Genomic DNA, 14,076 nt, shown 5'->3' with positions numbered 1-14,076 from the left:
ACGCAGCCCCGCCGGTCCCAGCCGGCGTCATGCTCCGGCTCGTCGTCCCGTTCGCCGCCCGGCTCGCTCTCCGGCTCGGCGTCCCGCTCGCTCTCCCGCTCCTGGCCGGTGATCCGGTGCGGGCGGGTGAGCCGGCCGATGAGGACGTACAGCAGTACGGCCCCGACGACTGCCCCCAGCAGGGACGGCAGACCGTCCACGAGGCCCGTGGAGTCCGGCCTGCCGACGGCGGCCGCCGTGCCGACCACGCCGAGGACCAGGACGGCGGCGGAGCCGGCCCGGCGGTCCCGCAGCGCCAACAGGCCGACGGCCAGGGCGAAGAGGGCGAGCGTGACGACGATGCCGAGTTGCAGGACGAGCTTGTCGTCCTCGCCGAAGTTCCGGATCGCCCAGTCCTTCACCCCGGCGGGCGTCCGGTCGATGGCCGCTCCGCCGACCGCTGTCACAGGACTCGCCTCGGGCCTGACGGCCGCCGAGACGAGCTCGGCGACGGCCAGCGAGGCGAATCCCGCGAGGAGTCCGCTCAGGGCGGCGAACGTGGAGCGGGTCAGTGCTTTCCGGGTGATCCTCACGGTGGTCATTCGGAGCCCTTGCCCCGGTGGATTGGTCCGTCACCCGTACGGGCTCCGCACGCGAACCGCCCCGGCGGGCGCGGAGCCTGCCGGGGCGGGGCGGTGAGGCGGACGGGGCCGCCTCGCGTCAGGTCAGACGAGGGTCGCGATGGCCTGGTTGAACGTGGCGGACGGGCGCATGATCGCCTCGGCCTTGGCCGGGTCGGGCTGGAAGTAGCCGCCGATCTCGGCCGGGGATCCCTGCACCGCGATCAGCTCGGCGACGATGGTCTCCTCCTGCTCGGCCAGCGTCTTGGCGAGCGGCGCGAACGCCTCGGCGAGCTTCGCGTCGTCGGTCTGCCGCGCCAGCTCCTGGGCCCAGTACAGGGCCAGGTAGAAGTGGCTGCCGCGGTTGTCGATGCCGCCGAGGCGACGGCTCGGGGACTTGTCCTCGTTGAGGAAGGTGCCCGTCGCCCGGTCCAGGGTGTCGGCGAGGACCTGCGCCCGCGCGTTGTCCGTGGTGGTCGCCAGGTGCTCGAAGCTGACCGCGAGGGCCAGGAACTCGCCCAGGCTGTCCCAGCGCAGGTAGTTCTCCTTGACGAGCTGCTGGACGTGCTTGGGGGCCGAGCCGCCCGCACCGGTCTCGAAGAGGCCGCCGCCGTTCATCAGCGGGACGACGGAGAGCATCTTCGCGCTGGTGCCGAGCTCCAGGATCGGGAAGAGGTCGGTGAGGTAGTCACGGAGCACGTTGCCGGTGACGGAGATGGTGTCCTCGCCGCGGCGGATGCGCTCCAGGGAGAAGGCGGTGGCCTCGACCGGGGACTTGATGGAGATGTCCAGGCCGTCCGTGTCGTGGTCGGCGAGGTACGTCTTCACCTTGGCGATCAGGTTGGCGTCGTGCGCGCGGGTCTCGTCCAGCCAGAACACGGCCGGGTTGCCGGTGGCGCGGGCGCGGGTGACCGCGAGCTTGACCCAGTCCTGGATCGGCAGGTCCTTGGTCTGGCACATCCGGAAGATGTCGCCGGCGCCGACGGCCTGCTCCAGCACGACCGCGCCGTTCGCGTCGACGACGCGCACGGTGCCGGTGGCGGGGATCTCGAAGGTCTTGTCGTGGCTGCCGTACTCCTCGGCCTTCTGCGCCATCAGACCGACGTTGGGCACGGAGCCCATGGTCGACGGGTCGAAGGCGCCGTTGGCGCGGCAGTCGTCGATGACGACCTGGTAGACACCGGCGTAGCTGCTGTCCGGGAGGACGGCGATGGTGTCGGCCTCGTCGCCGTCGGGGCCCCACATGTGACCCGAGGTGCGGATCATGGCGGGCATGGAGGCGTCGACGATGACGTCGCTGGGGACGTGCAGGTTGGTGATGCCCTTGTCCGAGTCGACCATCGCGAGGGCGGGGCCCTCGGCCAGCTCGGCCTCGAAGGACGCCTGGATCTCGGCGCCCACGTCCGGCAGCGAGTCGAGGCCCTTGAGGATGCCGCCCAGGCCGTCGTTCGGGGTGAGGCCCGCCGCGGCGAGCTGGTCTCCGTACTTGGCGAAGGTGTTCGGGAAGAAGGCGCGGACCGCGTGGCCGAAGATGATCGGGTCGGAGACCTTCATCATGGTGGCCTTGAGGTGCACGGAGAACAGCACGCCCTCGGCCTTGGCACGGGCGACCTGCGCGGTGAAGAACTCGCGCAGCGCGGCGACGCGCATGACGGCCGCGTCGACGACCTCGCCCTTGAGGACGGGTACGGACTCGCGGAGCACGGTGGTGGTGCCGTCGTCACCGTGCAGCTCGATGCGGAGCGAGCCGTCCTCCGCGACGACCGCGGACTTCTCGGTGGAGCGGAAGTCGTCGACGCCCATCGTGGCGACGTTCGTCTTCGAGTCGGCACTCCAGGCGCCCATGCGGTGCGGGTGGGCCTTGGCGTAGTTCTTGACGGACGCGGGGGCGCGGCGGTCGGAGTTGCCCTCGCGCAGCACCGGGTTCACGGCGCTGCCCTTGACCTTGTCGTAGCGGGCGCGGACGTCCTTGTCCGCGTCGGTCCGCGCGTCGTCCGGGTAGTCCGGAAGGGCGTAGCCCTGCTCCTGGAGCTCGGCGATGGCGGCCTTGAGCTGCGGGATCGAGGCCGAGATGTTCGGCAGCTTGATGATGTTCGCGCCGGGGGTCCTGGCCAGCTCGCCGAGCTCGGCGAGTGCGTCATCGATACGCTGCTCGGCCTTGAGGTGCTCCGGGAAACTGGCGATGATCCGGCCCGCGAGGGAGATGTCACGGCGCTCGACCGTGACGCCTGCGGTCGACGCGTAGGCCTCGACGACGGGCAGGAACGAGTAGGTCGCCAGGGCAGGGGCCTCGTCGGTGTGCGTATAGATGATGGTCGAGTCAGTCACCGGGTGCTCCGCTCCACGTCTGCAACATTGCTTGACATCAAGATATCTCTTCACCGTGCCGGGCTCCACAAGGCCCCCGTACGGCTTCACGCACCGTGGCCGCGCAAGCGCCCCGGAGCCCGGCCCCCGCAGGCCCGCGGCGTGGGGCACCGGGCCCGCGTCACGGGGGCGGGGCCGGTGTCACGGGCGGGTCGGGGGCCGGTGCTCGTGCCAGCGCAGGTCGTCCTCCAGTTGGGCGGCGAGCGCGATCAGCCGCTCCTCGCTCCGGGAGGGGCCCAGGAGCTGGGCGCCGACGGGGAGCCCGGACCGGGTGAAGCCGGCCGGGACGTTCACGCCGGGCCAGCCGAGGACGTTCCACGGCCAGGCGTAGGGGCAGACGGCCGCCATCGTGAGATCGGTGCGCCAGGCGCTGAGGTGGTCGAAGGCGCCGATCCGGGGCGGCGGCGCGGCCGTGGTCGGGGTGAGCAGCACGTCGAATCCGGAGGCGTCGAAGAGGGCGCCGATCCTGCGGTGCTGGCGCACTTCACGGGCGCGGGCGGCCCGCACCACCCGCCCGCCCAGCCGCGTCCCGGTCCGCAGGGCGCTGCGGGTGCGCGGGTCGAGCAGGGCCGGTTCGGGGTGACGCGCGGCGAACTCGGCGATGCCCGCGGTGGCGCGGGGCACGAAGGCGAGGCCGATCAGCCCGTACCTGGGGCGGGCCTCCTCGACGTGGCGGCCGAGCCGGGCGAGGGTCTCGGCGAGCTCGGTGACCGCCCGGCGCACCTCCGGGTCCGGTCCGGCGCCGGTGAGCGTGAGCGGGGGACGCCAGGCGAGGGCGATGCGCAGCCGGCCCGGGTCGCGGCGGGCGGCCTCGGCGGCGCGCACGGCGGGCGGGCGGTGGAAGTCCTCGGGGTGCGCTCCGGCGACGACGTCCAGGAGCAGCGCCGCGTCGGCGACCGTACGGGCGAGGGGGCCGTTCACGGTGAGCCCCTGGAAGGCGTCGCTGTGCGGGTGGACCGAGATGCGCCCGCGCTGCGGTTTGATGCCGACGAGGTGCGTCCACGCGGCCGGGATGCGCACGGATCCGGCGCCGTCCGAGCCGAGGGCGGCGGGGACGAGTCCGGCGGCGACGGCCGCCGCCGAACCGCCGGAGGAGCCGCCCGGGGTGTGCGCGGTGTTCCACGGGTTGCGGGTGGCGCCGAAGGCGGGCCCTTCGGTGAAGGGCCACTGGCCCAGTTCGCAGGAGTTGGTCTTGCCGACGACGATCGCCCCGGCGGCGCGCAGCCGGCGGACCGCCTCGCTGTCGGAGGCGGCCGGGGGCAGCTCCCCGTCGCAGCCGAAGTGGGTGGGCAGGCCCGCCACATCGGTGTCGTCCTTGACGGCGACCGGCACGCCGAGGAGTGGCAGCCGCTCCCCCGCCGCCAGCCGCCGGTCGGCCTCCGCGGCCTCGGCGAGGGCCGCTTCGGTCCGCAGATGGCGGAAGGCGTTGAGGGTGGGCTGCGTGGCCTCGACGCGGGCGAGGGCGTCGGCCACGAGTGCGGAGGAGGTGGTGGTGGCGTCGGCGAGCCGGCGGGCGCTCTCCGCGAGTCCGGGCCCCGGCGGCGGCCCGGGGGCTGCGGGGCGGGGGGCGCGACCGGGATCCCGTACGGCCGGGCCGGTCCGGTCGGTGGGCTCGGTTGAGGACATGGGCGTGCCGCCTCCCTCGTGGTGCGGGCCGACCGGTCGACCCGGTTGCGCCCACCCGTACTTACTGGAGGGTAACGAGAGGAGGCGGCCCGCTCAACCGTTCCGGCCGCACCGGTCGGAACGGGGCCCGGGTCTATCGCCACGGGGTCACGGGTGGACGTGGATCTCGCCGATGCCGGTGCCCAGGCTCCCGCAGTGGGCGGTGGACTGGCCGGACTCGCCGGGCCTGAGGGTGACGTGATTGCCGTCGACGTCCGGTGACCAGCCGCAGACGAGGTGGACCCAGAAGGTCTGCGTCCGGCTGCCGTTGTTGCGGCAGAGCGCGAAGCCCGTGTAGTCGTCGATGGCGTGCTTGCCGGTGTCGCAGGAGAGGCCGGGCGGAATCGCGCCCGGGGCGGCGGTCGCGGTGGTCGCGGTGACCGGGACCATCAGTGCGGCCGCCGTCGCCGCGGCGGCGAGCGCCAGCAGGGCGGACCGGGAGCGCTTCCCCCTGGCCGTGCCGCCCTTGCTCCTCGTCCCCGTGAACAGGTTCATGGTTCTCCTTCGTGGTGTGTGCGATTTTCCGTGGTGCGTGCGTGCTTTCCGGTGGTGCGTCGTGCACGTGCTCGTGGTGCGTCGGGTACGTGATCCCGGGCGGGATCACCGCAGCTTTGCCCACGCTCCGTGGCCGAAAACACCGCCGCACTTCACTCTCCGTGCACGCGCCGGGCGGTGGCCGCGCTGTCGGCGTACGCTCGAATGTGCCGGCCACCATGGATCGCGCCCCCTGACCGGGGCCTTTGCGAGGAGGCGACGTGAGCGGACACCGATGGGCCGCGCGGGCGGCCGCGGGTGCGGCGGCCGTCGCTCTCACCGTGACGGGTGGCACCCTGCCGCGGGCTGACGACGACATCGACTCGCTGAGCGCCGAGGAGATCGCCGAACGCTCGCGCGAAGCACTGCTCGATGTGAACTCCCTGCGTCTCAGCGCGCGCGGCAGTCTCGACGGAAGCGGCCCGGACATGAGCCTCGACCTCACCCTGGACCGCGAGGGGAACTGCACCGGCGGGGTCGACATGGGGGACGACGGCTCGGTGGAGATCGTGAAGCGCGGCGACGACGTCTGGCTGAAGCCGGACGCCGCCTTCTGGGAGAAGCACGTGCCGATCGGCGGCTCCACCTTCGACGCGATCCTCGACGGCCGCTACATGAAGGCCTCGGCGGACAACCCGCGGCTGCTCAGTGTCACCGAGGTCTGCGACCTCGACACCTTCCGCGAGCTGATCGCCGACAACGCCGGCACCGCTGACCGGGGCACGCTGACGAAGGGCGAGAAGACCGAGGTGAAGGGCGCGCCCGCCGTTCCGGTGACCCGGGCCGAGGGCGGCGAGCGGCTGACGGCCTACGTGGCCGCCGAGGGCACGCCGTACCCGGTGCGGATCACCGTGCGGAACGGCGGCGAGGAAGGGACCGTGGACTTCTCCGGCTTCGACCGGCCGGTGCCCACGGCCACTCCCCCGGCCGACGAGACGGTGGACGTCACGGCCCTGCTGGGCCGCAGCATCAAGCCCGTATAGCCCGCGAGGCCATGCTCCTGGACGGCTGAAAGCCCGGAGCCGGTCAGGGGGCGATCACCCCCTGACCGGCTCCGGGCACCGGCGCCCGCTGCTGTCCAGCGGCGGCAGCCGGCCTCCGTCCCTCGCGGGTCACGGCTCCGAGCGCCGCGCGGTGCCCTCGGCGACAGCACCGACCTGGGTGGCACCCGGGTCGGCGGCGGTCTTCCCGGACGGCGGTGCCGTCTCCTCGGTCAGGCCGATGCGGTCGTGAAGGCGCCGCAGTGGAGCCGGCGCCCACCAGTTGAAGCGGCCCATCAGACGCATCATCGCCGGGGCGAGCAGACATCGGACGATCACGGCGTCCACCAGAACGGTCAGGGCGAGCCCCAGACCGAAGAGCTGCATGAAGGACACCTTCGAGATGCCCATGCCCGTGAGGACGATGGCCATGAGGACGGCGGCCGCGGTGAAGACACGTCCGGTGCGGGCGACGCCCATGGCCACGGCGTGGGTGTTGTCCTCGGTGGTGGTGCGGCCCGAGGCGAGCCACTCCTCACGGATGCGGGAGAGCAGGAAGACCTCGTAGTCCATCGACAGGCCGAAGGCCAGGCAGAACATGAGGACGGGCACGTTGGCGACGAGATAGCCGGTGGCCGTGAAGCCCAGGATCCCGGACAGGTGCCCCTCCTGGAACACCCACACCATCGCGCCGAACGCGGCGGCGAGTGACAGCGTGTTCATCACCAGCGCCTTCAGGGGCAGCACCACGCTGCCCGTGAACAGGAACAGCAGCACGAACATGGCGAGCGCGATCAGCGCCACCGCGTAGGGCAACGGCTCGGTGAGCGCGTCGATGACGTCCTGGTTCTCCGCGGCGGCGCCGGCGAACAGGGTCTTCCCGGGGCTGTCCACGGCGCGCAGGTGCTCCAGCAGCTGCTTGCCCTCCTCCGCGTACGGGTCGAGGGCCGTGCCGACCCGCAGCACCGCGCCCGCCTCGTTGGTGAGGGCCGCACGTCCCGGCCCGGCCTGCGCGCCGTCGGTGAAGAAGCCGGCGCCACTGGCCACGTCCGAGACACCGTCGACCCGGGACAGCTCTGTCGCGTACGTGGCGAGCTTCTGGTCGCCGCCGTCGAAGTCGGGCAGCACGATGGTCGTCGAGGCGGCCGCGTCCTCCGCGAAGTCCTCGCGCAGCATGTCGCCGACCTGACGGCTCTCCGAGACGGAAGCGCTGATCACCCGGTCGTCCGGGTAGCCCCACTTCGACGACAGGAAGGGTGCGCCGAGGAGCAGCAGCAGGGCGGTGGTCAGGACGGCGACAGGGACGGCGCGCCGGGTGACGGCGACGACCATGCGGTACCAGCGGCTGTCCTCGGGCTCGACCGCGCGCGGCGGCTTGAGCTTGAGCCGGCGTCGCAGGGGAACCCGGATGTCGTACTTGTCGACCCGGTCGCCGAGCAGGATGAGGGCCGCGGGCAGGACGAGCACCGCCGTCAGGACGCTGACCAGGACGACCGCGACACCCACGTAGGCGAAGGACCTCAGGAAGAACACCGGGAAGACGAACAGCGCGGCCAGCGCGAGCGCGACGGTGACCCCGGAGAACACGACCGTGCGGCCCGCCGTCTGACCGGCGCGCAGCACCGCGTCCGCGGGGGCGAGCCCGGCGCGCAGTTCCTCGCGGTAGCGGCTCACCATGAGGAGGCTGTAGTCGATGCCGAGCGCGAGGCCGAGCACGGTCGTCATGTTGAGCGCGTAGATGTTCACATCGGCGAACATGGTCACCAGGCGCAGAACCGCGAGCGTCGTCACGATGGAGACGGCACCGATGAGGAGCGGCAGACCGGCCGCGATCAGACTGCCGAAGACCATCATCAGCACGATGAGCGCGATCGGGAAGGCCACGGCCTCGCCGATGGTGGCGTCCCTGGTGACCGTGGAGTTCATCTCCGCCATCAGCGGGCCGTAGCCGCCGACGCGGACCGTCACCCCGTCCGGCCGCGGCGCCTCGTCCAGCAGCTGGTCGGAGACCTTCGGCAGGTCGGTCTCACTGGCGTCGATGTGGGCCGTGATGAGTCCGGTGTCACCGTCCTCGCTGCGCAGCGTGGATCCGGCCTCGGGGCCGAGGCTCCAATAGGACTGGATGCCGTCGACGTCGTCGCGTCCATCGAGCCATGAAGCGACGGTCCCGCTCGCGGAGCGCGCCTGAGCACTGTCCGCGCCCTCGTCGGAGGTGACCGCGACAATGAGGTTCGGCTGCACACCGCTGAAGTGGTCGTTGACGACGGTTACGGCCCGCGCCGACTCGGAGTCCGGGGAAGTGTAACCACCGGCTTTCAGACGGTCCATGACGGACGCCCCGAAAACCCCGCACACAAACACCGTGATCAGCGCGGCGATGAGCACCATCTTGGGTCGGTTGATTGCAAGACGAACAACTCGGGTCAGCATCCCTGCACCCCTGCCACCGGCCACCTCTGATCTTATTGCCTGCGATTATCACAGCGAGCGTAGGCAGCCGCCGAACCGATCACTACGGCTGGGTTGCCGCACGAAAAGTGCGCGTGCGCATTCAGCCAATGTCGTCGAAAAAACGCCCTTCCGCAGCCAGGTTGTCGATCTGGCGCGTCCCCCGCTCGACGCATAGGGCGAGGGTCTCATCAAGAGGCCGCCGATCATGGGGGACACAGTGACGGACTCAGCCATCACGGAACTGCGGATCGACACAGGGAACAGACCCGGGCCCGACCTCGCGGGGGCGCTCGCGCCCTGGGCCGGCGGACCGGCCCGGACACCGCGGCGCTCCGTCTCGGGCGAACCGGAAGCGCCCGCTACCGAATCCGTCGTCGTCCCGACCGGAACGACGGTCTGCACGCTCGCCGAACGCAAGGCCCTGGCCAACACGGTCGCCACTCGCTACGCCCTGGCGGGCAAGCAGGAGAAGTCGGCGATCCTCGACCACCTGTGCGCCGTCACCGGATGGCATCGCAGCCACGCCCGCAAGGCGCTGCTGAGGGTGGCGCGCCCGCAGGCCGCCAGGCCGCCGCGCACCGGTCGTACCAAGTACGACGCCGATGTCGTCGCCGCCCTGACGTTCTGCTGGAAGGTGCTGGACCGGCCCGCGGGAAAGCGGCTGGCCCCGGTCCTGCCCCACCTGGTGCCGGTGCTCCGCCGCCACGGCGAGCTGGACATCAGTGACGAGACCGCCGCGTTGCTGATGGGCATGTCGGCGGCGACGATCGACCGACGGCTGGCGGAGCAGCGGCAGCGGACCGTGGTGCCCAAGCACACCCGGGCCGGCTCGCTGCTGCGCAACGAACTCCCGCTGCTCAACTGGGCCGAGTGGGACCACACCCGGCCGGGTTTCATGGAGATCACGGTCGTCCGGCACGACGGCGACGGGCCGGAGGACGGCTGCCTGCGGACGGTGACCGTCACCGACATCGCCACCGGCTGGTCGGAGAACCGCACGATCCGCAACGTCAACCGGGTGCCGTACGCACTGGACGAGGTCGCCCGGATACTGCCGTTCCCGATGCTGGGGCTCGACTCGGGCAACTCCGGTTCCGAGGCCGAGGACATCCTGCTGGGCTGGTGCGGGCAGCGCCGGGTGACGTTCACGCACGCCCGCCCGACCTACAGCGGCAACCACCACGTCGGCCAGAAGAACTGGAGCCTGCTGCAGACCATCGCCGGCGACTACCGGTACGACACCACCGCGCAACTGGTCCTGCTCAACCAGATCTGGGCGGCGCTGTCCACCCTCACCAACTACTTCTACCCACAGCAGCACGCCGTGCCCGCCGACGAGAACGGGGGCCCGCGCCGCAAGGAGTACGACACGGCCACCCCGTACCACCGCACCCTGCGCCATCACGAGGTCACCGCCCACGACAAGGCGATCGTCGCGGACACCTACGCCTGCCTGAACCCGGCAGACCTGCACCGCCGGAGCATGGCGATGACCAGCCGGCTGCACCTGATGGCAGCGGGCGGGACGGAGCCCGTGCATCGGGCCGCCCTGCCGCGAACCCACCACCGGGCGCCCGGCGCCGCCTCCTGACCGGGGAGCCGATGCCCGGCAGTGCGCCCTACGGCCCGCGGCGGCCGTTGGGCGCACCCGGGTGACGGCCATCAGGGGTGACGGGACAGCCCGCAGCGCGCCTCGTACAGGCGCTTGTGCCGGCTGATCCCGGCGAGCCGGTAGGGCCCCTCTGTCTGCGTCGGCACCAGGTGGTCGCCGCCGTCGGCCGGGAGGGAGTGCGCGCGCAGCTCGCGGCAGGCGGCGTAGTCGATCGGCCGGCGGCGGAAGACCGCCTCGCGGTGGGCGGCGGTCCGCAGGTGCTCGCGGTAGCCGGGAACGACGGTCCCCGCGAAGAACTCCGCGACACTGCCGGACCCGTAGCTGAGGAACCCGACCGGCCGCCCGCTCAGGTCGTCCGCGTCGTCGAGCAGCGCGGCCAGGGCCAGGTACACGGAGGCGGTGCAGCTGTTGCCGATGACGGTGTTGTACGCCGTGGTCCGCCCGAGGACACGGTCCACCACGGCATCATCGGTGTCCTCGCCGCAGCAGTGCAGCAGGTGTCGGTGCGCCTTGTAGGCCATCTTCGTGAACGGCTGGTGGTAACAGAAGGCGGCGAACTCGCCGAGCGCCCGCCCGCCCTTCTCCCGGTAGTCCTTCCACACCCCTTCCACCGCCTGCAGATAGGCGGAGATGGACTCCTGTCCGTCCACCAGTGCGGCCTCCCGGTAGTTCGGACGCCAGAAGTCCATGACGTCGGCGGTGAACAGCCCCGAGGGCTCCTCCACGCGGACGAGCGCGGGGTCCGCCGAGACCAGCATGGCGACCGCGGCCGCCCCCTGGGTCGCCTCACCGGGGCTGTCCGGGTCGTACTTCGCGACATCGGTGGCGATCACCAGGACGCGCTGGGCGGGGTCCCGGTGGACGAGTCCCAGCGCGAACTGGAGTGCGGCGGTGCCGGCGTAGCAGGCCTGCTTCAGTTCCACGACCCGGATGGCGGAGGGCATGCCGAGGAGCGAGTGGACGTAGACACCGGCGGCCTTCGCCTGGTCGATGGACGACTCCGTCGCGAGCACCACCGTCCGGATGCCGTCGGTGCCGTGCCGGGCGACCACAGGGGCGGCCGCGGCCGCGGCCATGGTCACGATGTCCTCGTCGACGGCGGGCACGCTCATCGCCCGCTGGCCGATGCCGATGTGGTACTTGGCTATGTCGGCGCCGTTGTGGAGGGCCAGTTCCGTGTGAGGCAGGACGAACCGTGTCGTCGCGAAGGACAGGTCGTGAATTCCGACGGTGCCGCTGACGCCGTTCCCGGTCATGCCCTACACCCCGATCCGGGTCGTCTCGTTGTCGCGTTCCAGACGGACGTGCGCGCGCATGAGTTCGCCGGGGTTCGTCTGCGCGGCGAGGAGCGAGAGTTCACCGCACAGGACCGTCGCGGCCGCGACGACCGCGAGTCGGTGCGCGTTCTCTCCGGTGGGGCGGTCGGCCCGACAGCCGAGACGGATGAGGTTGGCCTCCACGAAGTCGAGTCCCTTGCCGTTGCCCACCGTGCCCACGATCAGGTTCGGCAGGGTGCAGGAGAAGTACAGGTCACCGTCGCGGTCCTCGGCGATGGTGACGCCCTGCGATCCCTCGACGATGTTGGCCGCGTCCTGGCCGGTCGCCAGATAGAAAGCGAGCAGCATATTCGCGTAGTGGGCGTTGGCCGAGCGGATTCCGCCCGCCAGCAGCGTGCCGATGAGGTTCTTGCGTACGTTCAGAGAAGCGATCTTCGCGGCCGTCGTGTGCAGCCTCTCGACGACCACCGAACGCGGCACGAGGAGCTCGGTGACGACGTTCTTGCCGCGGCCCAGAATTCCGTTGACGGCGGTGGCCTTCTTGTCCGTGCAGTAGTTCCCGGATATCGATCCGTACGCGATATCCGGAACGGTCCGCAGGATGTGGGTCAGCAGCGCGTCGGCCGCGAGGGTGACCATGTTGTGGCCGGAGGCGTCACCGGTGCTGAACTCGAACCGGATGAACAGCAGATCGGCCGCGATCTCGTACCGAATGCCGAGCAGTTCGGCGTATCTGCTGCAACCGCGTACCACCTCACGCAGTTCGTCGATACGCGCGTCGAGCAGCCGGGTCGCGGCATGGGCGGCCTGCGCGTCCTCCGCCTCGACGAGCACCGATCGCGTCATCCGGTCGTCGACGAGGGTGGCCACGATTCCCCGCTCGGTGCGCCGGGAGATGTTCGCGCCGCGCTGCACGGACGGCCACAGGGGCGTCTCGTAGGTGGCCAGCGGCACTTCGGTCTCGGTGGTGGCGACGTTCCCGGAGATCCGCAGGGGCCCCACCCACCTCATGGGGACCCCGGCGGTCTCGTACGTGTCGTTCATCGTGTGCTCCCCGTCGTGCGGTCCGTGGTGCGGTCCGTGGTGCTGAGGAAGCCGGACCGTTGGGCTATCCGGCGCGTGTCGATACCCCGGTCGACGCAGAAGTCCCGCAGAGCCCCGTGGACCAGCACGTCGCACCGGGCCAGCTCGACCGGTGTGTGCGCGCCGAGCGCGGTCATCAGTCCCGCCAGATGATCGAGCCAGGTGGAGATCTGCTCGACCAGCGCGGACACCCCGCCCTCCAGAAGGACCTTGAGGAATCCGCCGGAGGCGCCGACGGCGGCGGCGCCGAGGGCCAGCGAGCGGGCCACGTCGAGCGGGTGGCGGGCACCACCGGAGGCGAGCAGCGGAATGCCCGCTCCCTGCCCGTCCAGCAGACAGGCGGCCGTGCTCTGCCCCCAGCCGTCGAGGTAGGCGTAGTCGGCGCCATCGCGCCTGCCGTTCTCGATGCGGGCGAAGTTGGTCCCGCCGCGACCGCCGACATCGGCGACCCGGACGCCGAGCTTCCCGAGCAGGGCCACGGTCTCGCGGCTCAGCCCGAACCCGACCTCCTTGACGATCACCGGTACGTCCACACCGGCCGCGATCTCCTCGATCCGCGGGCCCCAGGAGGCGAACGACCGGTCGCCCTCCGGCATCACCGTCTCCTGGACGGTGTTGAGATGGATCTGCAGGGCGTCGGCCCCCAGCAGATCGACGGCCCGCCGCGCGTCGTCGACGGTGGTCGTCGCGTTGATGTTCGCCATGAGGAACCCGTCCGGGTTCTCCCGGCGCATCACGGCGAACGTGCCGGCCGACGACGGGTCCTTGAAATAGGCGCTCATGGATCCCGACGCGATCGGCACGCCGGTCTCGCGCGCGGCGATCGCCAGGTCCCGGTTGATGACGCCGGTCCTGGCGCTGCCGCCGGTCATTGCGTTGATGTACAGGGGGACCGGCCACTCGATGCCCGCGAACCGGGTCCGCAGGGACACCTCCGCCCGGTCGAGGCCGGCCAGCGCGTGGTGGACGAAGGACACGTCGTCGAACTGGTTGCGACCGCCGGGTCCGTGTTGCTGCTCGACGGCGAGCCGGACGTGGTCGTCCTTGCGTTCAGCGATCATTGCTCTGGTCCCTTCGGTCGGCGGGGCGGAGGGGCAACGGCACGATTCCGACCTCTTTCCAGCGGGCCCTCAGCCGCGCGATCTGCTCCGGTGCCTCGTCGGGCAGCAGGGCGATGCCGCAGTCGCCGCCGCCCGCGCCCGAGGGTTTGGCCGCTCCGCCGACGGCCTCGGCCTCGTCGCACAGCGCACGCAGCTCCGGGGTGAAGATGCCGAGTCCGGTCTCCTCGTCCAGGCGGGCGAGCAGCTGCCGGGCGGTACGGAACCGGTCCAGCAGGTCGGCCCGGTCGCCGTGTTCGACCGCGCGGATCGCGGCACGGACGCAGTCCGCGCTGCCGGCCAGGAAGTCCCGGTGGGACGGGCCGCCCCGCCAGTCGCTCGTGTCCAGGCCCGACACCAGGGCCGTGGTCGAGGCGGGCCGTCCGGTCCAGCCGACGACCAGGGCGAGCC

10 protein-coding genes and 1 pseudogene are annotated in these 14,076 nt (G+C 71.5%); 2 read left to right on the top strand and 9 right to left on the bottom strand.

The annotated features are described in order from the left end of the window. The 4 genes and pseudogenes from CR470_RS27630 to CR470_RS27615 form a co-directional block, all read right to left on the bottom strand. A pseudogene (locus CR470_RS27630) lies at positions 1-581 on the bottom strand (molybdopterin-binding oxidoreductase); the annotation flags it as partial. Positions 582-704: 123 nt separating this feature from the next. Further along, positions 705-2,927 (bottom strand): NADP-dependent isocitrate dehydrogenase, encoded by a 2,223-nt coding sequence (locus tag CR470_RS27625; RefSeq protein WP_097870229.1) that lies wholly within the window; start codon positions 2,925-2,927, stop codon positions 705-707. 180 nt (positions 2,928-3,107) lie between these two features. Beyond that, a complete protein-coding gene (locus tag CR470_RS27620; RefSeq protein ID WP_097870228.1) occupies positions 3,108-4,592 on the bottom strand; it encodes an amidase in 1,485 nt (494 codons plus the stop codon). A 147-nt stretch (positions 4,593-4,739) separates the two neighbouring features. Beyond that, positions 4,740-5,126 carry a hypothetical protein gene (locus tag CR470_RS27615; RefSeq protein WP_097870227.1) on the bottom strand — a complete coding sequence of 129 codons (387 nt, stop codon included), beginning with the start codon at positions 5,124-5,126 and terminating at the stop codon, positions 4,740-4,742. Positions 5,127-5,386: 260 nt separating this feature from the next. On the opposite strand from CR470_RS27615, the gene CR470_RS27610 reads away from it, so the two are divergent. Beyond that, the gene (locus CR470_RS27610; RefSeq protein WP_097870226.1) at positions 5,387-6,148 is read left to right on the top strand and encodes a hypothetical protein; all 762 of its coding nucleotides are present in this window, start codon (positions 5,387-5,389) and stop codon (positions 6,146-6,148) included. 129 nt (positions 6,149-6,277) lie between these two features. Here the strand turns inward: CR470_RS27610 and CR470_RS27605 are convergent, their stop codons facing one another. Beyond that, a complete protein-coding gene (locus CR470_RS27605) occupies positions 6,278-8,473 on the bottom strand; it encodes an MMPL family transporter (protein WP_218923783.1) in 2,196 nt (731 codons plus the stop codon). 340 nt (positions 8,474-8,813) lie between these two features. Between CR470_RS27605 and CR470_RS27600 the strand changes: the two genes are divergently transcribed. Beyond that, entirely contained in the window at positions 8,814-10,187 is a 1,374-nt protein-coding gene (locus CR470_RS27600) for a hypothetical protein (RefSeq protein ID WP_143663878.1), read from the top strand. A 71-nt stretch (positions 10,188-10,258) separates the two neighbouring features. On the opposite strand, the gene CR470_RS27595 is transcribed toward CR470_RS27600, so the two are convergent. The 4 genes from CR470_RS27595 to CR470_RS27580 all read right to left on the bottom strand — a co-directional run. Continuing rightward, positions 10,259-11,464 carry a hydroxymethylglutaryl-CoA synthase gene (locus CR470_RS27595; protein ID WP_097870223.1) on the bottom strand — a complete coding sequence of 402 codons (1,206 nt, stop codon included), beginning with the start codon at positions 11,462-11,464 and terminating at the stop codon, positions 10,259-10,261. A 3-nt stretch (positions 11,465-11,467) separates the two neighbouring features. Then, positions 11,468-12,529, bottom strand: a complete 1,062-nt coding sequence (locus CR470_RS27590; protein WP_143663877.1) for a hydroxymethylglutaryl-CoA reductase — start codon at positions 12,527-12,529, stop codon at positions 11,468-11,470. Beyond that, complete coding sequence (fni, locus tag CR470_RS27585) at positions 12,526-13,629, bottom strand: type 2 isopentenyl-diphosphate Delta-isomerase (protein ID WP_097870222.1); 1,104 nt, start codon at positions 13,627-13,629, stop codon at positions 12,526-12,528. The genes CR470_RS27590 and fni overlap by 4 nt, the downstream gene beginning before the upstream one ends. Next, positions 13,619-14,076, bottom strand: a 458-nt coding sequence (locus tag CR470_RS27580) for a phosphomevalonate kinase (protein ID WP_107489505.1), incomplete at its 5' end; no start/stop codon positions are given. The genes CR470_RS27580 and fni, both read right to left, overlap by 11 nt.

This window comes from Streptomyces sp. rh34 (genome assembly GCF_002551245.1).
Classification (GTDB): domain Bacteria; phylum Actinomycetota; class Actinomycetes; order Streptomycetales; family Streptomycetaceae; genus Streptomyces.
Note: the sequence above shows the minus strand (reverse complement) of the source record. Positions and strands in the feature narration are given on the sequence as shown.